The organism is Mumia xiangluensis (genome assembly GCF_010994095.1).
GTDB lineage: Bacteria > Actinomycetota > Actinomycetes > Propionibacteriales > Nocardioidaceae > Mumia > Mumia xiangluensis.
Window position 1 is genome coordinate 365,474 of record NZ_WJYO01000006.1, and the last position, 23,449, is coordinate 388,922.

Here is a 23,449-nt window from a genome sequence, read left to right on the forward strand (position 1 = left end):
CAGATTGTGCCACACAGATCCGCTCCACCCAACTTCAGAAGCCACAAGCGCGTACAAGTCGGAAAAATTCCTGTGCAAAGGGTTCTGGGGCGGCGAGGACCAGACGCTCGTCGGGAGGTCCGTCCAGCCCTGCGACCACAACCCCGGCCTCGCGGGCGACGAGGCCACCCGCGGCGATGTCCCAGGGCGCGAGTCCCTGCTCGACGTACGCGTCGAGGCGGCCGGCGGCGAGCGCGCAGAAGTCCAGGGCCGCCGATCCGGTGCGACGGATGTCACGGACGTCGAGCAGCAGGCGGGCCACGGCGGCAGCCTGGTGGGCTCGGACCTCCGGGACGTAGTTGAAGCCGGTCGCCACGAGCGCGTGGGACGCCGACGGGGGCGCCACGGACTGGAGGCGTACCAGGTCGGAGTCCGGCGCCTCGCGGAGGTACGAGCCCTGGCCGCGGACAGCGGTGAACTCATGGCCCGTCGCGATGTCGACCACGCACCCCACCTCGACCTCGCCGTCGATCTCGGCAGCGATCGCCACCGCGGAGTGCCGCAGGCCGTAGACGAAGTTCACCGTCCCGTCGATCGGGTCGACGACCCACCGGACACCGCTCGCCCCGTCCGCCCGGCCGCCCTCCTCCCCAAGCTCCTCTCCGGGACTCTCCCCAAACTCCTCTCCGAGGAAGGTGTCCTGGGGTCGCTCCGCCGCGATGCGCTCGCGGACCAGCCGCTCGGTGGCGCGGTCGATGGCGGTCACCGGGTCGGTGTCGCTGGACTTGGTGGCGGCGACCTGGACGCGGCCCTCCGGGCGAGCCGCACGCACGTACGCCGCCGCGTCCCGTGCGGTCCGCACCGCCAGGCTCAGGAGCTCCTCGCCGTCCGGCAGGGCGGTCACCGGTCCGACCCCAGCAGCGCGGGCCGCTCCGGATCACGCTGGTTCGCACAGCAGCCGACCGGGCACACCGTCCAGCTCGGTGGGAGCGCGCCGACGACCGGCTGGTCGGGCGTCTCCCCGCGCGCCTGGGCGGCGCGCTCCACGATCAGCTCGCGGATCGCCGTCACGAACCGGGCGTCGACGCCTGGCGTCGGCACTCGCGCGAACCCGAGCCCGAGCCGCTCGGCGGTGGCCTTCGCCTCGGTGTCGAGGTCGTAGATGACCTCCATGTGGTCCGAGACGAAGCCGATCGGCAGCAGGACGACCGACGCGGCGCCGTCGTCCGCGAGCGTCTCCAGGTGGTCGTTGACGTCCGGCTCGAGCCACGGCACCTGCGGAGGACCCGAGCGCGAGCAGTAGACGAGCTCGTACGGCCGCTCCGTCGCGGTCCGAGCAGCGACCGCAGCGGCGATCACGTCGGCGACGTCGCGGTGCTCACGGACGTACGCTCCGCCGGTCGCGGCGTCGTCGCCGGCCCCCCGACCGCTCGCCTCGTTCATCGCGTCGGGGATCGAGTGCGTGACGAAGACGAGGCGGGTGTCGTCGCTGTCGTAGCCGTCACGCTTGAGCTGCTCCAGCGCGGCGACCGCCCCGTCCACGAACGGCTCGACGAACCCGGGGTGGTTGAAGTAGTGGCGCACCCGGTCGAGCCGCGGCGCGCCGTCGCCGGCGGCCGTCGTGGCGTCGTACAGGTTCTCGCGGTACTGGCGGCAGCCGGAGTACGAGGTGTACGCGCTGGTGAACAGGCAGACCGCCCGTTCCACGCCGTCGTCGCGCATCGTGGCGAGGGTGTCGGTGAGGTAGGGGTCCCAGTTGCGGTTCCCCCAGTAGATCGGCAGGTCGATGCCGTGCGAGGCGAGCTCGAGCTGCAGGACGGCGATCAGGTCGCGGTTCTGGTCGTTGATCGGCGACCGCCCGCCGAACGAGAAGTAGTGCTCCCCCACCTCGACGAGCCGCTCGCGCGGGATGCCGCGGCCGCGGGTCACGTTCTCCAGGAAGGGGACGACGTCCTCCGGTCGTTCGGGTCCGCCGAACGAGATCAGGAGGAACGCGTCGTACGGGCTGGTGTCGGGAGCCTGGGGGTCCATGCGGCCAATCCTTTCAACCCACGGGCTACCCTGCAGGTGCGGCCCCGACGGGTCGCCCGGGGGCTGTCACCTCCGCCACACCCGTCCTTGCGACGGTCACGTCTCGAAGGAACGCCGTGCTCGACTCGTACCGCCGGATCCTCGCGGTGCCCGGTGCGCCGGCCTTCAGCTCGGCGGCGCTCGTCGCCCGCCTGCCGATCTCGATGCTCGGGCTCGGGCTGGTGCTCCTCGTCTCGGAGCAGACCGGCTCGTACGCGAAGGCCGGCACCATCTCCGCGGCGGCCGTGATCGCCAACGCCGTCGGGGCACCGCTTCAGGGCCGTCTCACCGACCGCTTCGGGCAGCACCGCGTCCTTCCTGCGACGGCGGCCCTCTTCGGGTTCGCGCTGGCGCTCGGGCTGCTGGCGGTCTACCAGGGCGCCCCCGCGCCGATCCCGCACCTGTGCGCCGCCCTCATCGGTCTCGCGATCCCGCAGGCCGGCTCGATGGTCCGCGCGCGCTGGACGCACAACGCGCCGCCGTCGATGATCCCGACCGCGTACGCCCTCGAGGCCGTGCTCGACGAGGTCGTGTTCATCGTCGGCCCGGTCGTCGTCACGTTCCTCGCCACGCTCGTCAACCCGTACGCCGGGCTGGTCGTCGCCGGAGTCGCCGGAGTGAGCGGGTCGCTGGCGCTCGCGGTGCAGCGCCGTACGGAGCCCCCGTCGGGCCGGGCCAGCGACACCGCGGGCGGGTCCCGCGGCCGGCTGCCGCTCGGCCTGCTGCTCCCGCTGGTCGGCGCAGGCATCGGGTTCGGCGTCCTCTTCGGCGCTGCCGAGGTCGTGACGGTCGCCGTCGCCGACCACGCCGGCCACAAAGAGCTGTCCGGCGTGCTTCTCGCGATCTGGGCGGCCGGCAGCCTGATCGCCGGCTTCCTCGTCGGCGCGCGACCGCTGCCGATCTCGCCGCTCAAGCAGCTGCGGATCACGACGGCCGTCCTGACGCTCAGCATCGTCCCGCTGCTGCTGACGTCGGCGCTGCCCCTTGTCGCGGTCGCGCTCTTCGTGTCGGGCTTCGCGATCGCTCCGAGCATGGTCGCGTCCACCCAGCTGATCGAGCGCGGCGTGCCGAAGTCGAGGCTCACGGAGGGCATCTCGTGGTTCACGACCGGCCTCGCCGCCGGTGTCGCGCCCGGTGCCGCGGTCTCGGGCTGGCTGGTCGACAACGTCGCACCGTCGTGGGGCTACCTCGTGTGCCTCGTGGCGGGCGTGGTCGCCGTGGCCGGCGCCTGGGTCGTACGCGTTCCCGTCGCCGCTGACGCAGGCGTCGAGGAGCCCGCGCAGACGGCTGACGCTCAGTAGCCGTCCATGCCGGGCGGCAGCGGCGCGTGCCAGCCGCGGCGCAGCGCGATCATCCGGTAGCCGAACGCGATGACGGCCCCTGGGACGAGCACCCAGAACTCGCCGAGGTCGAGCTCGACCGCGGCGACGGCCATCGACGCGCCGACCAGCGCCGGGAACGCGTACAGCTCCTCGCGCAGGACGACCGGCACCCGGCCGGCCAGCAGGTCGCGGATCACGCCGCCACCGATCGCGGTCACCATCCCGATCAGCGCGGCGGCAGGCGGCTCGAGCCCGTAGTCGAGCGCCTTGACCGCGCCCGTCACGCTGAACAACCCCATCCCCGCAGCGTCGAAGACCGAGATCTCCCGCTCCAGGCGACCCAGCACCGGATGGAACCGGAAGGCGACGAGCCCCGCGATGAACGGCACCAGCAGGTAGCGCCAGTCCTGCAGCGCTGCAGGCGGCGTCGCTCCGATCAGCAGGTCGCGAAGGAAGCCGCCACCGAGACCGGTCGCCCCGGCGAGCACCAGGACGCCGAAGACGTCGAGCGGCTTGCGGACCGCGACCAGCGCACCCGACAGCGCGAAGGCGGCGATCCCGACCAGGTCGAGGACGACGAGCGCGGTGGACACGCATCGACGGTAGCGTGGGCCCACGCTGCCAGCCCGGGGTGGAGCGGGTGTCGCGGGCACTCGTGCGGGGTCTGGCGACCGGTCCCCCGGCGCGCTTGCTTGGATTGACCCGGCAAGCAGTCGACACTGGGCCTGGTACGAGACGCAGAGGGCGGAGGCAACAGATGCGAGACCTCACCGTGGTGGGGCTGAGCGAGGACCAGCGGTTCCTGGTCCTGCGCGGCCCGGTCGGTGAGCTGTTCCGTGTCCCTGTCGACGACCGGATGCGCGCCACCCTCAGGAACGACCGGGCACGACTCGGCCAGTTGGAGATAGCGATGGACAGTGCACTGCGTCCGCGAGACATCCAGGCTCGGATCCGCCGTGGAGAGTCGCCGGAGGAGGTGGCAGCCGCGGCGGAGCTCCCCGTGGAACGGATCCTGGGCTACGCGCACCCCGTCCTCGCCGAGCGCGAGCACATGGCCGAGCGAGCCCGCGGGGCGACGGTCCGGCGGAAGCACGCCCAGTCGAACGCGCAGACCCTCGGCGAGTCGGTCGACGCGACCCTGCGCAGCCGCGGCCTCGACCCCGAGGCAGCGGCATGGGACTCCTACCGTCGCGACGACGCCCGATGGACCGTCACGGTGAGCGCCGGCGCGGTGTCCGCCGAGTACGTCTTCGACCCTGCCGGCCGCTACACGTTCGCCGACGACGCGGGCGCCCGCGAGCTCGTGGGCGACGTCCCGGAGGCGTCGGACTCTACGGAGATGGCGATCGCCGACGCGGTCTCGCGGCCCGTCGACGTCGTCGAGCTCGGGTCCGACTCACGCGTCACCTCGCTGCGTCAGGCGCGCGCCCGCCGCGCCGCCGCCGCGAGCGACCGTGCCGACGAACAGCTCAGCCTCCACGACATCCCCGGCGTCGTCGAGGAGGCCGAGCCGACCCTCGAGCTCGACGAGCCGCGCGTCCCCGCGCAGGCACCGCACATGCCGACCGCGCCGCCGGCGCCCAGCGACGAGCCTCGGGACGAGCCTGCCGCCGCGCCGGCCGCCCGGACCACCGACGCCACCGACGCCGCCGGGCCGTCGACCGACGGGCAGACCGGCGAAGGGTCGAGCGACGCAGCCTCGGGCGACGAGGGTGCGGAGCAGCAGCGCAAGCGAGCGCCTCGCCGTCGCGAACGCCGCCGGGTCCCGTCGTGGGACGAGATCATGTTCGGCGACAAGGGCTGATCCAGCCCCGCGGGTCAGCCGACGGTGTCGACCGTGACCGACCCGCGGCAGATCTGGACGACCGCAAGCCGCTGTCCGGCTGCGTCGAACTCGGTGCCGACCGTCACGGGCACCGACCGGACACCGGCGGGGTCGTCGCCGTCGCTGAGGGTGAGGATCGCCGTCGCCTTGTCCGGGTCGACGTCGATCGATCCGACCCCCGCGCCGACGCCGCCGACCAGCGGGGTGTTGGTCCCCTGGACGACGACGGTGCCGCCGTCCGCCGTCCCGAGGCAGCCGCTCGAGTCGTTGTCGCCGCCGTCGCCGCACGCGCTCAGCGCGACACAGGCGAGTGCTGAGGCGAGCACCGCTGCCGTCCGGCGTCCGACCACCCGCGAAGCTCCGCGCACCTTCGTTGCTCCCACCATCACTCCTTGAGGGGACGTCCTGAGGCGTCCGCTCGCCAACCGTTCGCGCCGACGAGATAGAGGATCCCCTCGACGAAGCCCCAGATCGACCCGATGCCACAGGTCAGGATCGTCACGATGATCTGCGCGACGCCGATGCCGGTGAAGCCGAGGTAGAAGCGGTGGATGCCGAGCCCGCCCAGGAAGACGCCGAGCAGCCCTGCGACGAGCTTGCTCTTGGCCTCGGGGTCGACGTAGCCATAGGGAGCACCGTACGGCGGCTGACCGTATCCGTAGGGCTGCTGGCCGTACGGCGGCTGCTGGCCGTAGCCATAGGGCTGCTGCCCGTACGGCGGCTGCTGGCCGTAGCCGTAGGGCTGCTGACCGTACGGCGGCTGCTGGCCGTAACCGGCCTGCTGGTCGTACGGCTGCTGCTGCCATCCCCCTCCACCGTCCGGCGCCTGCGCGGGATCGGGCTGGCTCGCGCCCTGCCCTCCCTCGCCCGGCGTCGTGGGATCCGGCTGTCCGGAGGGTGTTTCGGTCACGTGGTCGCTCCTTCGTGGTGGCTTCCCACACCCTAGCGGTCGCCGGTGAGCGGCCCTGAGGCCTACGGTGGAGGTCCGAGAACATCAGGAGGGCGCGATGACGACCGAGCACGACATCCTGGGGACGATCTCCTCCTTGGTGGCCGAGGAGAAGGACCTCCGGGGGCGCCGCGAGCGTGGCGAGACCGATGCCGACACCGAGCTGGCGCGTCTCGCCGAGGTCGAGACGCAGCTCGACCAGTGCTGGGACCTCCTCCGCCAGCGACGCGCGAAGGAAGAGTTCGGGGAGGACCCCGCGACGGCGAAGGTCCGGCCAGCGACCGAGGTCGAGGGTTACCTCAGCTGAGGCGCCCGCGGACCGGACGCGCCGGTCCCGGGCATCGGCAGCGCCTTGGCCGTCGTACTAGCCTGACGAAATGACTCGGCTCGCTCGATCAGATCGGCACGCCATCCTCGTCGACGCGGGCTACCTGCTCGCCTCCTCGGCACAGGTTCTCGTCGGCACCTCGCTGCGCCGGGCCATCGCCGTGAGCTGGGAGCGACTCGTCACCGGCATCAAGACCTCCGTCGCCGAGACCACGGACACCGATCTCCTGCGGGTGTTCTGGTACGACGCGGCCAACGCCCAGGCGACACGTCAGCTCTCCGAGGAGCACAACCTCGTCTCGCTGCTGCCGGACGTCAAGCTGCGGCTCGGACGGGTCAACAACGAGGGCGCCCAGAAGGGTGTCGACACCCGGATCGCCCTCGACATGGTCAATCTCGCGCTCCAGGGCGCGGTGTCCGAGATCTATCTCGTCTCGGGCGACGACGACCTGACCGAGGCCGTCGACATGGCTCAGGACTACGGCGTTCGCGTCACGCTCTTCAACGTTCCCAACGACACCTCGCGGCTCGGGGTCCATGCGACCGCGATGAACCTGGCGCGGGTCGTCGACGAGCGCCTGCGGATCCCGATCGACCTGCTGCGCACGGTCATCACTCCGTCGCCACGGCCGCTCGAGAAGCCTCTCGCGCCGGTCGCGGAGGCCGGTGGCGCGGCCACTGCGGCGGCTGCAGGCGCCGAGCCCGAGGCTCCCGCGCTCCGGATCCCGACGCCCTCCGACGTCGCGAGGCTGCACCCCGCGCCGGTCCCCGCTCCCGAGCCGGTCGAACCCACCGTCGCCCTCGCCTGGAGCAGCATCACCGGCCAGGGTGGACGCCGCGGTGGAGACCCGGACGCCGACCTGCGGGAGGCGATCCCCGAGGTCGTCAAGGCCGTGGTGCGCAACTGGCTCGACTCCGCCACCCAGGCCGACGTGCGGGCACTCGTCTCGACGCGCCCCACCATCCCCGGCGACGTGGACTCGACGCTGCTCACCGACCTCGTGGCGCGCAGCGACGACCGCTATCGGATCCTTCAGACCGAGACCCGTTGGCAGCTCCGCGAGGCCTTCTGGTCGGAGATCGACCAGCACGTCTGACGAGAGCGACGGACCCCGGCCCGTCACGGGTGCAGGTAGCGCTCCAGCATCGTCGTGAGCTCCTCGTCGAGGGCGTCCAGGTCGTCCTCCTCGACGAACACCGGGGCCGTGAGCACGAACGCCCACGCGTCGAGGAGCACCGCCGCCGTCAGGACTGCTGTGTCGCCCGCACGGATCGACCCGTCGTTCTGCCCGTCTCGGATGAGGCCTTCCAGGATGCGCGCCTGCTCGCGGGTGCTCGACCCGCGGCGGTGCAGGATGTACGGCGTCAGGAACTGCGGGTCGAGCTCGATGACGCGCCGCAGGAGCGGCAGCCTGCGGATCTCACGGACCAGGCCGACCGTCGTGGCCACGAGAATCGTCCGGGCGTCGCCGCCGGAGATCCCGCGGACGACCCCCTCCAGCGCACGGTGGAAGTCGCGGGTGAAGAGGTCGGCGACGACGCCGTTGACGTTCGGCCAGGTCCGGTAGAGCGTCGCCCGAGACACGTCCGCACGCCGCGCCAGGTCGGCCATCGTGAGGCCGCGGAGGCCGACCTCGATCACCAGGTCGTGCGCGGCGTCGAGGACCTGGTCGCGTGGTATCGCGTTGTGCGCGCGCAGCGGCTGGGAGGGGCGGTCGAATCCCTGGCCGTGCGAGAGCATGCGCAAACTCTATCGGCGCGAGGACCACCCCCACGGATCGCGGGACTCCGACTTTCCCGCACGGGGTTTCCTGCGGCTGAGCGGCCGTCGTCTACGCTCGACCGGGTGAACGTGCGCGTCCTGCTCCGAGTCCTCGTCACCGGCGTGACGGCGGCCGTGGTCGTGGCCGGTCTGCCGCCGGGCACTGCTACCGCGGCGACGTCGGGGAAGGTCGTGAGCCGGAGCGCGACGCTCTACGAAGACTGCTTCAGCCACCCGTTCTCGTACGCGCTCTCCGACGTCGGCGAGGGGTGGAGTCTGACGGTGACCCTGGTCGCCGCGAGCGGCCGCGTCGTCGACCGTGCGGTCGTCCCAGCGAGCGAGGGCACCTCCGGCCGGGGTGCGTTCCGCCTCTGCGCCAGCTCCGTGCGACCGGGCACGTTCGCCGTACGCTCGCACGTCACCTGGCCCGCCGAGGCCGGTCGGAGCGCCCTCGCGCTCGCGACCAGCCGGCTGACCTTGCGCCGGCCCACGAGCAAGACCACGATCACTCGACAACCGCGGCGACCCCGCGTCGGGAGCAGGCTCCGGATCCGGACGACGGTGACCGTCGCCCGCCCCTACGGCCGGTTCCCGCGAGCGGGAGTACGGGTCGTGGCGCAGGTCCGCCGCAACGGCGCGTGGCGCCGGCTCGCTCCTGCGCGCTACACCAACGCCAAGGGCGTCGCGACCTTCAAGGTCCGCTGGCGGGCGAAGTCGCCCCGGAAGATCCGGGTCACCACCGTCCGGACGCGCTACTACGAGCGCTCGACGTCACGCGTCGTGAAGGTGCGGAGCCGCGGGAAGGACTGACGCCGGGTCGGCCTGCACCGGGCCGGTCTGCGCCGGAGCGGGTGCTGCCGGGAGCGATGGTCCCGCGTCGGCGCCGGGCACGGTGCACACGCCGTCGACGCACGTCGGTGCGTCCTCGCCGACCATGACGAAGGTTCCGGGCCCGGTCACCGGGCCACCGCCTCGGCGGAGACCGTCGCGAGCACCTGCGCGAACGCCTGGGGCTCCTGCGCACCGGACACCCCGTAGCGGCCCTCGATGACGAAGAACGGGACCCCGTTGATCCCGTACGCCTGGGCCTGAGCGATGTCGGCCTGCACCTCGTCGGCGTACGTGCTGTCCGCGAGGACCTGGAGCACCTTCTCGCGGTCGAGCCCGGCCTCGGCCGCGAGGTCGGCGAGATCCGCGTCGTGCCCGACGTGGCGGCCCTCCTCGAAGTACGCCTTGAACAGACGCTCGACGACGTCGAGCTGGATGCCCTCCGCCTTGGCCAGGTGCAGGACCTGGTGTGCCTTGAGGGTCTTGGTGTGCCTGAGCGCCTCGAAGTCGTACGAGAGACCCACGCTCGAGGCGATCGCCGTGACCTGCTCGAGCATCTGGTGGACCCGCGCCTCGTCGATGCCCTTGTGGCCGGCGAGGAACTCCACCTCGGAGCCCTCGAAGTCGACAGGAGTGTCGGGGGCGAGCTCGAAGGAGTGGTACTCGACCTCGATCTCGCGGTCGCCGCCGGACGCGCGGTACTCGTCGACACCGGCCTCGAACCGCCGCTTGCCGATGTAGCACCAGGGGCAGGCGATGTCGGACCACACGTCGACCTTCAGGGGATCAGTCGTCATACCCGTACGAACGCGTGCGGGCATGGCGTCATTCCCCGGTCACACGCCGGGCGGGCGCTCGGACTCCTCCTCGGGCTCGACCACGTGGCGCTCGACCGGCTCCGTCGCGATCGTGAATCCCTCGCCGTGCTCCTCGATCCCCACGTCGACCGCCTCTTGCACCAGCTCGACCGCGATACCGCGGCGTACGGTCAACGCGTCGGTGCGCAGGTCGACCCACAGCACGTACGTGATGCCGACCATGATGACGGCGAACGGCAGCGACGTGACGACCGTGATGCTCTGCAGGCCGTCGAGAGCCTCGTCGCCGCCGAGCACCAGCATGATGGCAGCGACGGCGCCCGTCGCCGCGCCCCAGAACACGACGACCCCCTTGCTCGGCTCGACCGCACCGTGCTGCGAGAGACTCCCCATCACGATCGACGCCGCATCGGCGCCAGAGACGAAGAAGATCGCGACCAGGATCATCACGAGGACCGAGGTGACGGTGGCCATCGGATACTGCTCGAGCAGCTGGAAGAGTGCGAAGTCGCTCTCGACCGCACCGTCGGCGTTGGTGAGCGCGCCGGTGAGGTCCTGCTCGTGGATCGCCGCTCCTCCGAAGATCGAGAACCAGACGAGGCTCACCAGGGTCGGCACGAGAAGGACGCCGGTCACGAACTGACGGATCGTCCGGCCCCGGCTGATCCGAGCGATGAACATCCCCACGAAGGGCGTCCACGAGATCCACCACGCCCAGTAGAAGATCGTCCAGCCGGCGAGCCACTCCTGCATCTCCGGTCCGCCGGCGGTGTCGGTGCGCGACGCCATCTCGGGCATGTCGCCCAGGTAGGCCCCGATCGTCTCCGGGACGAGGTTGAGGATCAGGAGGGTCGGGCCGACGACGAACACGAACGCGGCGAGCGCGACGGCGAGCACCATGTTGGTGTTCGCGAGCCACTGGATGCCCCGCGCGATGCCCGAGACGGCCGAGACGATGAACGCGATCGTGAGGACGACGATGATCGCCACGAGCGCCGGCTCACCGACGGGTCCCGTCCAGTCGAGGAACTCGAGGCCGGCTCCGATCTGAAGGGCGCCGAGCCCGAGCGAGACGGCCGACCCGAACAGTGTCGCGAAGATGGCGAGGATGTCGATGACCTTGCCCGCTGGCCCTTCGGTACGGGGCCCCAGCAAGGGACGGAAGACGGAGGAGACGAGCTGCGAGCGACCGCGCCGGAAGGTGCTGTACGCGATGGCGAGCCCGAGCACGGCGTAGATCGCCCACGGGTGGAGGCCCCAGTGGAACATCGTCGTCGCCATGGCCGTACGCATCGCCTCCGCCGTCTCCGGCTCGGCTGTGCCGGGCGGCGGCGACACGTAGTGGGACAGCGGTTCGGCGACGCCGAAGAACATGAGGCCGATGCCCATCCCGGCGCTGAACATCATCGCGATCCAGGAGACCGTCTTGAACTCCGGCGTGACGTCGTCCGCGCCGAGCGGGATGTTGCCGTACTTGGAGGCCGCCAACCAGATCACGTAGATGACGAAGTAGCTCGCGACGAGCACGTAGAACCAGCCGGCGTTGGTGATCACCCACGACTGAGACTCACCCGCCGCCTTGCTCAGCGACTCCGTCCCGACGGCGCCCCAGACGACGAACGCGATGGAGATCGCGGCGGTGACCCCGAAGACGACCTTGTCGAGCGGTCGCTCCTGCTCCACTCCCAGCGGCCTGGTCAGTCGCCCACGGAGGGCGTCGTCGGACCAGGACGTCAACCGCTGCCGCGGCGCCCGGCGTCGAGGCCGTGATTCGTGTCGCTCCGGTTTCTTGATGGTCATGGGTCCCCCCTTCGCACACCGATCATCCCCCGACGAGAGGGCGACGCCACCCGAAAACGCGTGTCGCTGACCCGCGGAAGCAACCGCGGACCTGCTAGTGTTCAGGAAGTAGTTGTTCGGTTCAGCGCAGGTGAACGTCCGCGCCAACGGTTCGACCGTTGGCGCGTTTGTCTTACCTGGGCGGGGCACACCATCGCGATCCCTCGCGGCGGTGGAGCAATGTGCACGGGGGTCGGCAACGGCCGGCTCCACAGTTCGACGAAAGAGCAAGAAATGTCGCAAGGCACCGTGAAGTGGTTCAACGACGAGAAGGGCTTCGGCTTCATCGCGCAGGATGGTGGCGGTGACGACGTGTTCGTCCACTACACCGCGATCTCCGGGAACGGCTTCCGTACCCTGGCCGAGAACCAGCGCGTCGAGTTCGACGTCACCCAGGGCCAGAAGGGCCCGCAGGCGGAGAACGTTCGCGCCATCTGAGTAGTCGTCTCCACCCGAGACTTCTGACGAGGACCCCGACACCGGCAACGGTGTCGGGGTCCTCGTTCGTTCACCAGCTCGTTCGCGGCAGACGCGAGGCGTTCGCGGCAGACGCGACGGCGTACGCCGTGTGAGCGCGTACGCGGTGGCGGCGTTCGCCGTGAGGATCGGCCGCGACCGTCGAGGACCGTCCGGCACGCTGATCGGTGCGCGGTTCGTCGACGTGCGGCGGAGATCGGTCCGTCCACGTCTTGCGTACTCCGTACCCCCGCAGCGGAGAACGCAAGACGTGGACGAGAAGCCCGGAATGCTCCGGACCGAGTGCCACCGGAGACGATGTCTCGCGGCGACGTTCCCCCATCACACCGCCCACCCCCACGCGCTCGCAAGGGTTGCAGCGGGGTTGCAGGCGCACTTTCGCCTTTAAACTGTTGGAATTTCAACGACACAAAAAGTGGACCGCCTACTGTTGCGCCACCCATCGAACCTCTACGGTAAGGGCCTACAACGGACATTCCGCCGAAGGCTACGGGGGTACGGTATGGCGGTGCCACGGGCGTCGGCGACTTTTGACGCGCCGACGGACTTGCGTGCGCAGTACCGCATCCGATCCGACGTCCTCGCGGGGCGTTCGCCCGAGCAGCAGCCCCGCCCGATCGTGCGCGCGTCGTGGGACCGTTCCCGCACGCTCGGGCTCACTCCGGACGGCGTCCCGCCGACGCCGCCGGTGACCGCGTCCGAGGTCGAGGCCCAGCGGTCCGCCAGCGCGCTGCGGCCGATGATCGACCAGCTCGCCGCGGTCCTGCACGGAGCCGTCGACTCGGCGGGCATGCTGCTCGCCGTCACGTCGGCCGACGCCCGGATCCTGTGGCGCGCCGGTCCGGCCCCCATGCGCAAGTACGCCGACGAGCTCGGCATGGTGCCCGGAGCGACGTGGGCCGAGGGCAACGTCGGGACGAACGGCATCGGTACGGCGCTGGTGGAGGGCAAGCCGGTCGGCATCCACCAGGCCGAGCACTACGCCGAGGGGCATCTGCCGTGGTCGTGCGCGGCAGCGCCGATTCGCGACCCCCTGACCGGGGAGCAGGTCGGAGCGGTCGATCTCAGCTACCGCAGCGCGGCCGTCAATCCGCTCGCGCTCCCCCACGTGGTGATGGCAGCCCAGCTCGCCGAGGCTCAGCTCCGCCAGCGCTACCACGAGAGCGCCGAGCGCCTCCGCACCCACGCGGCCCCCATGCTGGCCCGCCTGGGCGGGCCGGCGATCGCCGTCACCCGCGACGGGATCTGCGCCGCCTCCGTCGGCACCGAGCCGCCTGCCCGGCTCACCCTGCCCTCGGACATCAAGCCCGGCAGCGTGTGGCTCCCAGGGATCGGCACCGTCATCGCCGAGCCCGTGCCGGACGGTTGGCTGCTGCGGCTCCCTGACGACGAGTCCGACGACGAGCCGACGACCGTGGTCCGCCTCGACCTCACGGCGTCTCCTGCCATCGTGCAAATCACCGGCCAGAGCGGGTCGTGGTCGCACACGCTCTCGCCCCGGCACTCGGAGATCATGCTCTCGCTCGCGCTGCACGCGGGAGGCCGATCAGCCTCCGAGCTGGCCGACGACCTGTTCGCCGATCCTGCTCGCACCGTTACCGTCCGAGCCGAGATGTCGCGCCTGCGCCGGACGCTCGGCGGACTGCTGGACGCGATGCCGTACCGGATCAGCGAGCACGTCCGAGCCGATGCTGCGCTGCCCGACGACCCGCAGATGCTGCTGCCTGGCTCGTCGGCGCCGATCGTCGTCCGCACCCGCGCCGACCTCGCCGATGCGGCGACCGACGCCGACTCGCCCGCCGGTCGCCACCGCGCGTACTGACGCCGGAGGCTGCTGGCCGCTCAGTCGGTGCGGGTCAGGCGATCGAGGAACGCCACGAGCATCGCCTCGCGCAGCGCCGGCGGTGCTGCGTCGAGGAGTGCGTTGACCGGCGCCATCTGGTCAGGCAGGGTCACCGTCGAGCTCCCGTCGTCCCCGCTCCCCGCGAGCCCCGCGAGGGTCAGGAGCCCGTCGAAAGCCGCGTCGTCCAGGGTGGCGGGGTCGATGGCGACCGCTGCTGCACGAAGCTGTGGGTCGACCTCGATCGCGCCTCCGGCCACGGCCTCGTCGACGGACTCCTGGAGCGCGCGGAGGAACTCGTCCACGAGGGGCGCGGTCGCGGCGGACACGGTCAGGTGCAGCGTCGCGGGGAGGTCGGCGTACGCCATCTGCGGTTGCACGAACCATCCGCGGGCGAGCATGGAGTCGCTGATGGTGAAGACGTCGCAGGCTTCGTCCGTCGCCACCGCGACGAGGGTCGAGTCCGGCTCCGAGGCGAGCGTGAGGTGCTCGGTCCGGTCGATGCCCTCGACCAGGGCGCGGGTGCCGGCGTGGGCCGTGCGGGTGAGCTCGAGGTAGCCGGCGTCACCGAAGTACGTGATGACCGCCCAGGCTGCCGCGAGCGGGCCGCCCGACTTGGTCGACTGCAGGGTGGCGTTGAGCATCGTGTAGCCCGGCCAGTCGGCGCTCGCGAAGAACTGGGGTCGCCGCAGCTCGGGCGTGCGGTGCAGGAGCAGCGAGACGCCCTTCGGGGTGTAGGCGTACTTGTGGAGGTCGGCCGAGATGCTGGTGACACCGTCGACGGCGAAGTCCCACTGATGGCGGACGAGCCCATCTCGCTCGAGCCACGGCAGCACCCACCCACCGATGCACGCGTCGACGTGGAGACGGACACCGTGGCGGAGCGCGTGCTCGGCGATCTCCGGGATGGGGTCGAGAACGCCGTGCGCGTACGACGGCGCGCTGGCCGCGACCAGCACCACACGATCCGCGTGGGCCGTGATCGCCGCGCCCATCGCGTTGGCGTCCGCGCGCTTGGTCACCGGGTCGACCGGAACCGTGACGCGCTCGACGCCGAAGTAGTGCTCGGCCTTGTGGAACGCGGCGTGGATCGAGCTCGGCACGACCATCACCGGCCGCTCGACGTCGGGGCGAGCGTCGCGGGCAGTCTGGACGGCGAGCAGCACCGACTCCGTGCCCCCCGACGTGACGGTGCCGACCGCCTCGGCCGGGGCGTGGAAGAGCGGCTTCGCGAACGCCACCAGCTCGCGCTCCATCGCGAGCAGGCTGGGAAACGCGGTCGGGTCGAGGCCGTTGGTCGCACCGTAGGCCGCCAGCGCCTCCCGCCCCAGCGCGTCGGCCTCGGCGATGCCCGAGTCGTACACGTACGCGAGGGTGCGCCCGCCGTGGGTCGGGAGGTCGCCATCGCGCAGCTGCGCGAGGCGGGCGCGGATGGCGTCGGGATCACCGTGCGGGACGGTCATGGTGTGGGCTCCTGGAGGTTCGGGACGGGCTCGCCGAGGGCGTCACGACGGTCGTCGAGCGTGTAGCGGCGCAGCCACAGCAGGCTCACCGCCACGATGATGGCAGGCACCGCGGAGACGCCGAGCGCGATGGCCGTCAACGCGGAGTCGGGTTGGGCGACGTCGGTGTCGCCACGAGACGACACGTATCCGCCGAGTGCGATCACGGCCGCGTAGAGGCCGGGCCCGATCGCCAGGCCGAGCGTCTCCCCCGCTGTCCACACGCCGGTGAACACACCGATGCGGTTCTCACCGGTCCTCGCGGCGTGGTCCGCTGCGACGTCCGGGATCATCGCCATCGGGAAGACCTGCGCGCCGGCGTATCCGACGCCGACGACGGCGGCGGCGGCGTACGCGAGGCCCGGCGCGCCCGACATCGTCACGAGCATGCCGAGCATCCCGGCCACCAGGAACCCGCTCGCCACGGTGTAGCCGAAGCGCTTCCCGCGGCGTACGGCGAGCCGCTCCCACAGCGGTGTCACCACCAGGGCCGGTCCGACGAACGCGACGAACAGGAACGTCGCCGCGCCCCCGCCGTCGAGGAGGTTGTCCGAGACGTAGGCGACGCCGGCGAGCATGGCGCCGACTCCGAGAGCCTGGAGCACGAACGTGATGAGCAGGTTGCGGAAGTCCGGGGCGTGCGCCACCAGGCGGAGCTGGTCCCGCATGGTGCCGCCAGCGGTCGCGACACCGTGGTCGGGCGCGCGTCGCGTCCCCCGGTAGGCGCCGAGCACACCGATGAGGAGGACGACGCCGATGTAGACGCCCATCACGCGGTAGCCGTTGGCCTCCGACGTCGCGTCGCCGACGACATCGACGACCAGCGGCGCCGTCGCACCCGACAGCAGGATCGCCAGCGCGAGGACGATGACCCGCCACGTCATCAGCCTGGTGCGCTCGTCGTAGTCGAGGGTCATCTCCGCAGGCATCGCGACGTAGGGCACCTGGAAGAACGCGTAGGCGCTGGCGCACGCGACGAACATGATGACGACCCAGGCGCCCGCCAGCCCTGGCGGCTCCTCCGGCCCGGCGAAGATCAGCGCGAACGTGATCGCGAGCAGGATGCCCGCGCGCAGGAGGAACGGACGCCGCCGCCCCCGCGGGTTGGTCGACCGGTCGCTGATGCGACCGGCGACCGGGTTGAGCACCACGTCCCAGGCCTTGGGCAGGAAGACCATCGCGCCGGCGATCCCGGCGGCGATGCCGAGAGTGTCGGTGAGGTAGGGCAGCAGCAGGAGCCCGGGCACCGTGCCGAAGGTGCCGGTGGCGACGGAGCCGAGGGCATAGCCTCGACGCACGGACGGTGCGAGCGGGCCCGAGGTGGCGGTGGACATGCGATGTTTCTACAGCATCGTCACGCGGCGCCGTCGAGGATGACGCTCGTGAGGTCGACGCCCCACGTCGCGAGGTCGTCCACGCGGGCGAGCGCCCAGCCGTTGCGGTCGATGCGGAGCGCCGCCGGCCGGTCGAGGCCGAGCCACCGGATCGGCTTCGCCTTGAAGCCGAGGATGAGGCACCCGGACGAGGTCTCGCTGCCGTCCGGCCGCCGGCCTGCCGCGAAGTAGCCCGTGGCCGCCAGGTCGTCCGCCTGCTCCCCCGACCAGTGCGCGACCTGCTCGATCGCCTCGTCGCGCGACCCCGCCGTCGACCGGATCACGTCACGCGCCTCGACGAGCCACGTCAGCCTCGCGCCGCTCGACCACGACTCGAGCAGCAGCACGGGTGTCCCGTCGTCGACCAGGGCCCACGGGAAGTGGCGGTGCTGCCAGAGGCTCCAGTACGCGCGGTCGCGCACGTCCGCCTCGGAGTCGGGGCCGTCGGCAACTTCCGCACGACGGGCGCGGCGGCGGTGCAGAATGAGTACGGTCTTCACTGGTCCTCCTGGGGTTCGTGGATCCGACCGTAAGGGCGCGGTCGATCCGCCTGCAGCGCTCGTCCACAGGCCCGCCACCGACGTACGGCTTTCCACACGGGAGGGCTCCCAGCACCGTGCCTCGTTTCTGGATATGAGCCGTATCCTTCTGTCCATGTGAGGAGAAACTTGTCCTCCAGGTGATCGGACGCAAGGATACGAAGCAGATCACTACCGTCACCTCGTCAATGGAGCAGCAGCATGCCCCGTCACGCCCCCTCACTCGGCCCGCTCGCACGCGGTGACCGGGTCGCCCTCGTCGCGCCGGCGGGACCCGTGCCGAGCGACCAGCTCGACCGTGCGTCGGAGCTCCTGAGGACATGGGGACTGGAGCCGGTCGAGAGCAAGCACGTCCGTGACCACCACCCGACGGCCGACTACCTGGCGGGCACCGACGCCGACCGCGCCGCGGACCTCACCGACGCCTGGTGCGACCCGACGGTCGACGCCGTCTTCTGTGTCCGTGGCGGGTACGGCTCGGTTCGCGTGCTCGACCACCTCGACGCGGAGGCGTTGCGCGCAGCGCGCCCCAAACCGTTGTTCGGCAGCTCCGACGTCACGGCGATCCACGAGTACTGGCGGGAGTCGCTCGGTGTCTCGACCTGGTTCACGCCGATGATCGCCACCCTCGCCCTCCTCGACGACGCCGCCGCGACCGCCGACCTGCGCCGCGCGATGCTCGAGCCCTGGGACGGACGCACCTACACGCGCAGCGGCGCAGGCACGATCACGACGGGTCAGGCGTCAGGCACGCTGATCGGTGGCAACCTTGCCGTCCTGGCGATGACGATCGGGGCGCGCAGCCGCCCAGCACCTCGGCCAGGGCCGTACGTCGCCCTGCTCGAGGACGTCAACGAGGAGCCGTACCGCATCGACGGCTTCCTCACGTCCCTGCTGCGCTCGGGGTGGTTCGACGACGTCGCGGGCATCGTGCTCGGCAGCTGGGACGACTGCGGCGACCTTGAAGCGGTGCGCGAGGTGTGCACCGAACGCCTCGGCCCGCTCGGGGTCCCGATCGCCTGGGAGCTCGGGTTCGGGCACGGCCCCGCCGCGCCGAGCATCCCGCTCGGCACGGTCGTCGACCTCGATGCCTCGACGCCCGCACTGACCATCCGTTCCGGCGCCCGGCTCGCCACCACGACTTCTCGGGAGCAGCGATGATCGACGACACCCCTGCACGCCCCCAGCGCCGCTCCGCCGCCCTGCTCAAGCGCCGCCTCGTGGACGAGCAGCGCAAGCAGCTCGACGCGATGCTCGACTGGGCGCAGACGGACACCACGCTGGAGGAGATGGCAGCAGCGATCGTCGGCGCGCGTCGCCGGTTCATCATCGGCGCGACGCAGTCGTTCGCCTACGCCTCGCTGCTCGCGCTCGACCTCAGCGCCAGCCTCGCCAACGTGCACCTCGTCGACGGCACGATCATCCGCCCGATCGACGTTCTCAGCGACGTGCGGAGCTCGGACGTGCTGGTGGCGTTCTCGCTGCACCGCTACCGCAAGTACACGATCGACATCGCCACCACCTTCCGCGATGCCGGCGGCAGCCTGCTCGTCATCACCGATGCGCCGGACGCGCCGCTCGCCACCCTGCCCGGAGCCGACGTCGTGCTGGTCCCACCGTCCGGGCTCTCCTTCGACGAGTCGCCCACCAGCATGAGCCTGGTGATCGGCCTCATCGCCTCGCTCACCGCAGCGAGCGCGAAGGGCTCCGGGCGCCGCAGCGCACAGCGCGACCACCTCGGCGAGGTTCTCGACCTGTACGTCGACTGACCTGCGGAAACGCTTCTTGGACGGGTGACCTAAATCACCCGGTCATTCGCGTCATTTTGGACGTTCTTCCGCGTTTCATCTATGTCACGGGGTCGGGTTACAAACCCCCTGCCCGATCCCGTGACCCTCAACCTCCGTCGCCCGCATGGCAGTCTGATCTCGACCGTGATCCATGTCCGGATCCTGCCGGCGGCGACGACGTCTCCTGCGAGACGCCGACCCAGGCGCCCGACCAGAGGAGACAGCCATGAAGTACATGATCCTGCTGTACGGCTCGCAGGCGGACTACGACGCGATCGCGGGCAGACCGGACGCCCACAGCTCCATCACCGCCGACGACGTCGCCGCGATGGAGAAGGCGATGGTCGCGATCCACACCGAGCTGGCCGAGTCCGGCGAGCTCGTCGCCGCCCACGGCCTCAGCGACCCGGTCCACGCGCGGCGGGTGCAGGTCCGCAAGGGTGTGCCCGTCACGACCGACGGCCCCTACGCGGAGACGGAGGAGGTGCTCGCCGGGCTCACGATCATCGACTGCGGGAGCCTCGACCGAGCCACGGAGATCGCAGCCCGGTTCGTGAACCCTGATGCCGACGGCGAGTACGTCGACGTCCGCCCGATCGTCGGGGCGTTCGACGACCTCACCGCCTGACCGATGGCCGGCGAGCCGCTCGAGGACCTGCTGCGCTCCGAGGCGCCGCAGGTCCTCGGAGCGGTCGTCCGGCGCTACGGCCACTTCGACCTCGCCGAGGACGCGGTCCAGGAGGCGCTGCTCGCGGCCGCCGCCCAGTGGCCACGCGACGGCGTCCCCGACCGGCCCCGCGCCTGGCTGGTGACGGTCGCGGCGCGCCGCCTGACCGACCTGCTCCGCAGCGAGCAGGCGCGTCGACGACGCGAGGACGCCTTCGCCGCCCACGCCCTCCCCGATCACCAGGTCGGGCCACCTGCCGACGCGCGAGACGACAGCGCCGACGACACGCTCGTGCTCCTCTTCCTCTGCTGCCACCCCGCCCTCTCCGTGGCCTCGCAGATCGCCCTCACGCTCCGCGCCGTCGGAGGCCTCACGGCCGCAGAGGTCGCCCGGGCCTTCCTCGTCCCCGAGGCGACGATGACCCGCCGGCTCACCCGCGCCAAGCGCACGGTCGCGGTGAGCGGGACCCCCTTCGCGCTTCCCCCGGCGGCCGAGCGGACCGCGCGCCTCGAGGCCGTGCTCCACGTCCTGTACCTCGTCTTCACCGAGGGGTACGCCCCCACGTCGGGGCCGGCGATCGCGCGTCCCGACCTCGCCCGCGAGGCGATCCGGCTCACCCGCGTGCTCGTCGGGCTGCGTTCCGCCGATCCCGAGGTCGAAGGCCTGCTCGCGCTGATGCTGCTCACGCATGCGCGCCGCGACGCACGAACGGGTCCTGACGGCGTGGCTGTCCCGATGGAGTTCCAGGACCGTGCGCGGTGGGACGCCGCGATGATCGACGAGGGCACCGCCCTCGTCACCGCTGCGCTGGGACGCCCCGGCGGGGCGGGGCCGTACCAGCTCCAGGCAGCCATCGCCGCCCTCCACGACGAGGCCGCCACGCCGGGGGACACCGACTGGCCCCAGATCCTCGCCCTGTACGACCTGCTGGCCGCGACCACGGACAGTCCCGTCGTCGCCCTCAACCACGCCGTCGCCGTCGCGATGGTCCACGGCCCCGACGCGGGCCTCGCCCGGCTCGACGCCCTCGCGACGGACCGGCGGGTCGCTGAGGGCCACCGCTACCTGGCGGCTCGGGCCCACCTCCTGGAGCGGCGCGGCGACCGCGATGCCGCTCGGACGGCGTACGAGGAGGCCGCGCGCCGGGCGACCGCCCTGCCGCAACGCCGCTACCTGAACGCCGCGGCGTTGCGTCTCGCAAGGTCGGAGCGTCCGGGGATGTAAGGACCGTGGCCGAGATCACTCCGTACAGGGCGTCATGACCGGCGCGGCCACCCGTCTCATCACTGTCACCACGTCGGCGGCGAGTCCCTCCCCCGGGGATCGCCACCCCCCGCCGACACCGTGACAACTGGAAGGGCCGCTCACGTCTCCCCCGGCGAGAGCGGCCCGACCACGTTCTCGGCCCACCTCGGGATCGAAGCCGTCGACAGTCTCCGCGATGCAGAGCGGAGTACGATCGAGACATCCCCCCGCTCGACCGGAGGGTGCGCGATGCCGTGGATCGTGTGGCTGGTGATAGCAGTCCTCCTCGGCGTGGCGGAGGCCCTCACGCTGACCTTCGCGCTCGGCCTGCTCGCGGTCGCCGCGCTCGCCGCCGCCGTGGTGGCCGGGATGGGTGGCTCCCTGCTCGCCCAGCTTCTCGCGTTCGCCGTCACCGGCGCAGCCACCCTGCTCGTCGTACGCCCGGTGGCCCGTCGTCACCTGCGGCAGCCGCCGACCGTCCGCGACGGCAGCGACGCGCTCGTCGGGCGGGTCGCGGTCGTGACCGAGGAGGTCACGGCGCTCCGCGGGCTCGTCAGGGTGTCCGGCGAGGAGTGGTCGGCCCGCGCGTTCGAGGAGAACGAGGTGATCCCCGCCGGCACGAAGGTCGACGTGATCGAGATCGACGGCGCGACCGCGGTCGTCCACTCCTGGGAGACGTGATGGAGCTCGTCGTCCCGATCGTCGTGCTCGCCGTCGTGGTCGCCTTCCTCGTCCTCTCGACGGTCCGGGTGGTGCCGCAGGCCCGCCGGTACAACGTCGAGCGCTTCGGCCGCTACCGCATCACGCTGCAGCCGGGCCTGAACTTCATCATCCCGCTGGTCGACCGCATCAACACCAAGCTCGACGTCCGCGAGCAGGTGGTCTCATCGCGCCCGCAGCCGGTGATCACCGAGGACAACCTCGTGGTGAACATCGACACGGTGCTCTACTACCAGATCACCGACCCGCGCGCGGCGGCGTACGAGGTCGCCCACTATCTGCAGGCGATCGACCAGCTCACCGTCACCACGCTGCGCAACGTCATCGGCTCCATGGACCTCGAGCGCACGCTCACGTCGCGCGAGGAGATCAACGCCCGCTTGCGCAACGTCCTCGACGACGCGACCGGCAAGTGGGGCATCCGCGTCAACCGCGTGGAGATCAAGGCGATCGACCCACCGTCGACGATCAAGGAGGCGATGGAGAAGCAGATGCGTGCCGAGCGCGACAAGCGTGCCCTGATCCTGCACGCCGAGGGCGAGCGGCAGGCGAAGATCCTCACCGCCGAGGGGACACGCCAGCAGGAGATCCTGGTGGCGCAGGGCGACCGACAGGCCGCCATCCTTCGCGCTGACGGCGAGGCGACGGCGCTCGAGCGGGTCTTCCAGGCGGTCCACCGCAACGACGCCGACCCGAAGGTGCTGGCGTACAAGTACCTCGAGATGCTCCCCCACCTCGCCGGCGGCGAGCACAGCACGTTCTGGGTGATCCCGGGCGAGCTGACCCAGGCCGTACGCGCCGTGTCCGAGGCGTTCGGCGGGACGCAGACCGAGGACGCGCCGGCCCAGGAGCCGCTCAAGGCCGCGACGAGCACGCCGGATGACCGTCCGAACCAGGTCGGTCCCTCTCCGCCTGATCCGATCGCCGCGGCAGAGCGGGTCGCCCGCCAGGCCCAGGACGCGGTCGCCGATGCCGAGGCCGAGGTCGCCGCGGCCCAGCGCGGGTCGGACTAGCGCGGATCGGAACTAGCGCGGGTCGGACTAGCCGCCACGACAACGGTGACCGTCCGCTCGGCGCCGGTCAGCAGCGGCGGTCGTCCCCGACGACCTTCTGGAGCAGGGCGACGAGGTGGCGCTGCTCGTCCACGGAGAGGTGCTCGAGCAGTCCGCCCGCGCCGCTGGCACGAAGCCGTCCAAGGCGCTCGAGCGTGTCGCGCCCGCGTGTCGTCAGCTCGACCAGCGTCGCGCGGCGATCGCTCGGGTCGGGGCGGCGGACGACGTCGCCGGCTCGTTCGGCGGCGTCCACCTTCGAGGTGACGGAGCGTGGGCTCACGCCGAGCATCTCTGCGAGCTCGCCCGGCCGGGTCGATCCGCCGGCACGCGCGAGCGCCCGCAGCATCCGCATCTGACCGGGCGCCACTGCCTCCTCGCCCATCTGGGCATCGGCCTCGCAGCGCACCGCGCGCATCGCGGCGTGCAGCAGGGAGAGGAACTCGGCCCCGGTCGGGCCCTCGGTCACCATGGCCTCACCCTACCGTGAACATTAATGACTTTGTGTGTACCTGATAGTGAACTAGA

The 23,449-nt window shown here is 71.4% G+C and carries 26 protein-coding genes; 13 read left to right on the plus strand and 13 right to left on the minus strand.

The genetic code is table 11. The features are described from left to right. Window positions 1-34: 34 nt before the first annotated feature. Together GH747_RS19460 and GH747_RS19465 are read right to left on the minus strand one after the other, a co-directional pair. Window positions 35-883: an inositol monophosphatase family protein gene (locus GH747_RS19460; protein ID WP_149771277.1), complete on the minus strand. Its 849-nt coding sequence runs from the start codon at window positions 881-883 to the stop codon at window positions 35-37. Continuing rightward, window positions 880-2,010, minus strand: a complete 1,131-nt coding sequence (locus tag GH747_RS19465) for a ferrochelatase (protein ID WP_149771278.1) — start codon at window positions 2,008-2,010, stop codon at window positions 880-882. Before GH747_RS19465 ends, GH747_RS19460 begins: the two co-directional genes overlap by 4 nt. Before the next feature lie 116 nt (window positions 2,011-2,126). Between GH747_RS19465 and GH747_RS19470 the strand changes: the two genes are divergently transcribed. After that, window positions 2,127-3,350 (plus strand): MFS transporter, encoded by a 1,224-nt coding sequence (locus tag GH747_RS19470; RefSeq protein ID WP_149771279.1) that lies wholly within the window; start codon window positions 2,127-2,129, stop codon window positions 3,348-3,350. On the opposite strand, the gene GH747_RS19475 is transcribed toward GH747_RS19470, so the two are convergent. Next, the gene (locus GH747_RS19475) at window positions 3,344-3,964 is read right to left on the minus strand and encodes a trimeric intracellular cation channel family protein (protein WP_149771280.1); all 621 of its coding nucleotides are present in this window, start codon (window positions 3,962-3,964) and stop codon (window positions 3,344-3,346) included. The two genes, GH747_RS19470 and GH747_RS19475, sit on opposite strands and share 7 nt — an antisense overlap. 164 nt (window positions 3,965-4,128) lie before the next feature. Between GH747_RS19475 and sepH the strand changes: the two genes are divergently transcribed. After that, window positions 4,129-5,175, plus strand: coding sequence for a septation protein SepH (sepH, locus tag GH747_RS19480; RefSeq protein WP_149771281.1), 1,047 nt, complete (start codon window positions 4,129-4,131; stop codon window positions 5,173-5,175). Window positions 5,176-5,189: 14 nt separating this feature from the next. Here sepH and GH747_RS19485 read toward each other — a convergent pair whose 3' ends face one another. Then, window positions 5,190-5,579, minus strand: coding sequence for a hypothetical protein (locus GH747_RS19485; protein WP_149771282.1), 390 nt, complete (start codon window positions 5,577-5,579; stop codon window positions 5,190-5,192). 2 nt (window positions 5,580-5,581) lie between these two features. Continuing rightward, window positions 5,582-6,106: a TM2 domain-containing protein gene (locus GH747_RS19490; protein WP_149771283.1), complete on the minus strand. Its 525-nt coding sequence runs from the start codon at window positions 6,104-6,106 to the stop codon at window positions 5,582-5,584. Window positions 6,107-6,203: 97 nt separating this feature from the next. On the opposite strand from GH747_RS19490, the gene GH747_RS19495 reads away from it, so the two are divergent. Beyond that, window positions 6,204-6,452 carry a DUF2630 family protein gene (locus GH747_RS19495; RefSeq protein WP_149771284.1) on the plus strand — a complete coding sequence of 83 codons (249 nt, stop codon included), beginning with the start codon at window positions 6,204-6,206 and terminating at the stop codon, window positions 6,450-6,452. 70 nt (window positions 6,453-6,522) lie between these two features. Next, window positions 6,523-7,569, plus strand: a complete 1,047-nt coding sequence (locus tag GH747_RS19500; protein WP_149771285.1) for an NYN domain-containing protein — start codon at window positions 6,523-6,525, stop codon at window positions 7,567-7,569. 23 nt (window positions 7,570-7,592) lie between these two features. Here GH747_RS19500 and GH747_RS19505 read toward each other — a convergent pair whose 3' ends face one another. Continuing rightward, window positions 7,593-8,213, minus strand: a complete 621-nt coding sequence (locus GH747_RS19505) for a TetR/AcrR family transcriptional regulator (protein WP_149771286.1) — start codon at window positions 8,211-8,213, stop codon at window positions 7,593-7,595. Window positions 8,214-8,318: 105 nt separating this feature from the next. On the opposite strand from GH747_RS19505, the gene GH747_RS19510 reads away from it, so the two are divergent. Continuing rightward, a complete protein-coding gene (locus GH747_RS19510) occupies window positions 8,319-9,044 on the plus strand; it encodes a hypothetical protein (RefSeq protein WP_149771287.1) in 726 nt (241 codons plus the stop codon). Here GH747_RS19510 and GH747_RS19515 read toward each other — a convergent pair. Genes GH747_RS19515 through GH747_RS19525 form a run of 3 tightly spaced genes read right to left on the minus strand, consistent with a single transcriptional unit; the run spans window position 9,006 to window position 11,563 of the window. Next, a complete protein-coding gene (locus GH747_RS19515; RefSeq protein WP_149771288.1) occupies window positions 9,006-9,194 on the minus strand; it encodes a hypothetical protein in 189 nt (62 codons plus the stop codon). The two genes, GH747_RS19510 and GH747_RS19515, sit on opposite strands and share 39 nt — an antisense overlap. Beyond that, window positions 9,191-9,859, minus strand: a complete 669-nt coding sequence (locus GH747_RS19520) for a DsbA family oxidoreductase (RefSeq protein ID WP_149771289.1) — start codon at window positions 9,857-9,859, stop codon at window positions 9,191-9,193. The genes GH747_RS19515 and GH747_RS19520 overlap by 4 nt, the downstream gene beginning before the upstream one ends. A gap of 39 nt (window positions 9,860-9,898) precedes the next feature. Next, the gene (locus tag GH747_RS19525; RefSeq protein WP_228553010.1) at window positions 9,899-11,563 is read right to left on the minus strand and encodes a BCCT family transporter; all 1,665 of its coding nucleotides are present in this window, start codon (window positions 11,561-11,563) and stop codon (window positions 9,899-9,901) included. Window positions 11,564-11,953: 390 nt separating this feature from the next. On the opposite strand from GH747_RS19525, the gene GH747_RS19530 reads away from it, so the two are divergent. Together GH747_RS19530 and GH747_RS19535 are read left to right on the plus strand one after the other, a co-directional pair. Continuing rightward, window positions 11,954-12,157: a cold-shock protein gene (locus GH747_RS19530; protein WP_149771291.1), complete on the plus strand. Its 204-nt coding sequence runs from the start codon at window positions 11,954-11,956 to the stop codon at window positions 12,155-12,157. Window positions 12,158-12,704: 547 nt separating this feature from the next. Next, window positions 12,705-14,018: a sigma-54-dependent transcriptional regulator family protein gene (locus tag GH747_RS19535; protein WP_163695794.1), complete on the plus strand. Its 1,314-nt coding sequence runs from the start codon at window positions 12,705-12,707 to the stop codon at window positions 14,016-14,018. 20 nt (window positions 14,019-14,038) lie between these two features. Here the strand turns inward: GH747_RS19535 and GH747_RS19540 are convergent, their stop codons facing one another. From GH747_RS19540 to GH747_RS19550, 3 genes are read right to left on the minus strand one after another with little or no spacing between them, the layout of a single operon-like run. Beyond that, entirely contained in the window at window positions 14,039-15,499 is a 1,461-nt protein-coding gene (locus GH747_RS19540) for a pyridoxal phosphate-dependent decarboxylase family protein (RefSeq protein ID WP_149771293.1), read from the minus strand. Next, complete coding sequence (locus GH747_RS19545) at window positions 15,496-16,872, minus strand: MFS transporter (RefSeq protein ID WP_149771294.1); 1,377 nt, start codon at window positions 16,870-16,872, stop codon at window positions 15,496-15,498. Before GH747_RS19545 ends, GH747_RS19540 begins: the two co-directional genes overlap by 4 nt. A gap of 20 nt (window positions 16,873-16,892) precedes the next feature. After that, the gene (locus GH747_RS19550; RefSeq protein WP_149771295.1) at window positions 16,893-17,411 is read right to left on the minus strand and encodes a hypothetical protein; all 519 of its coding nucleotides are present in this window, start codon (window positions 17,409-17,411) and stop codon (window positions 16,893-16,895) included. A gap of 240 nt (window positions 17,412-17,651) precedes the next feature. Between GH747_RS19550 and GH747_RS19555 the strand changes: the two genes are divergently transcribed. From GH747_RS19555 to GH747_RS19580, 6 genes are all read left to right on the plus strand, one after another. Continuing rightward, complete coding sequence (locus GH747_RS19555) at window positions 17,652-18,611, plus strand: S66 peptidase family protein (RefSeq protein ID WP_149771296.1); 960 nt, start codon at window positions 17,652-17,654, stop codon at window positions 18,609-18,611. Beyond that, window positions 18,608-19,219, plus strand: a complete 612-nt coding sequence (locus GH747_RS19560; protein ID WP_149771297.1) for a MurR/RpiR family transcriptional regulator — start codon at window positions 18,608-18,610, stop codon at window positions 19,217-19,219. Before GH747_RS19555 ends, GH747_RS19560 begins: the two co-directional genes overlap by 4 nt. A gap of 247 nt (window positions 19,220-19,466) precedes the next feature. Next, window positions 19,467-19,868 carry a YciI family protein gene (locus GH747_RS19565; protein ID WP_149771298.1) on the plus strand — a complete coding sequence of 134 codons (402 nt, stop codon included), beginning with the start codon at window positions 19,467-19,469 and terminating at the stop codon, window positions 19,866-19,868. A 3-nt stretch (window positions 19,869-19,871) separates the two neighbouring features. Beyond that, entirely contained in the window at window positions 19,872-21,131 is a 1,260-nt protein-coding gene (locus GH747_RS19570) for an RNA polymerase sigma factor (RefSeq protein ID WP_149771299.1), read from the plus strand. A gap of 270 nt (window positions 21,132-21,401) precedes the next feature. Further along, window positions 21,402-21,833, plus strand: a complete 432-nt coding sequence (locus GH747_RS19575) for an NfeD family protein (protein WP_149771300.1) — start codon at window positions 21,402-21,404, stop codon at window positions 21,831-21,833. After that, the gene (locus GH747_RS19580) at window positions 21,833-22,885 is read left to right on the plus strand and encodes an SPFH domain-containing protein (RefSeq protein WP_228553011.1); all 1,053 of its coding nucleotides are present in this window, start codon (window positions 21,833-21,835) and stop codon (window positions 22,883-22,885) included. The genes GH747_RS19575 and GH747_RS19580 overlap by 1 nt, the downstream gene beginning before the upstream one ends. 67 nt (window positions 22,886-22,952) lie before the next feature. Here GH747_RS19580 and GH747_RS19585 read toward each other — a convergent pair whose 3' ends face one another. Next, on the minus strand, window positions 22,953-23,393 hold the full coding sequence (locus GH747_RS19585) for a MarR family winged helix-turn-helix transcriptional regulator (protein WP_149771302.1): 441 nt from the start codon (window positions 23,391-23,393) through the stop codon (window positions 22,953-22,955). Between the last annotated feature and the right edge of the window lie 56 nt (window positions 23,394-23,449).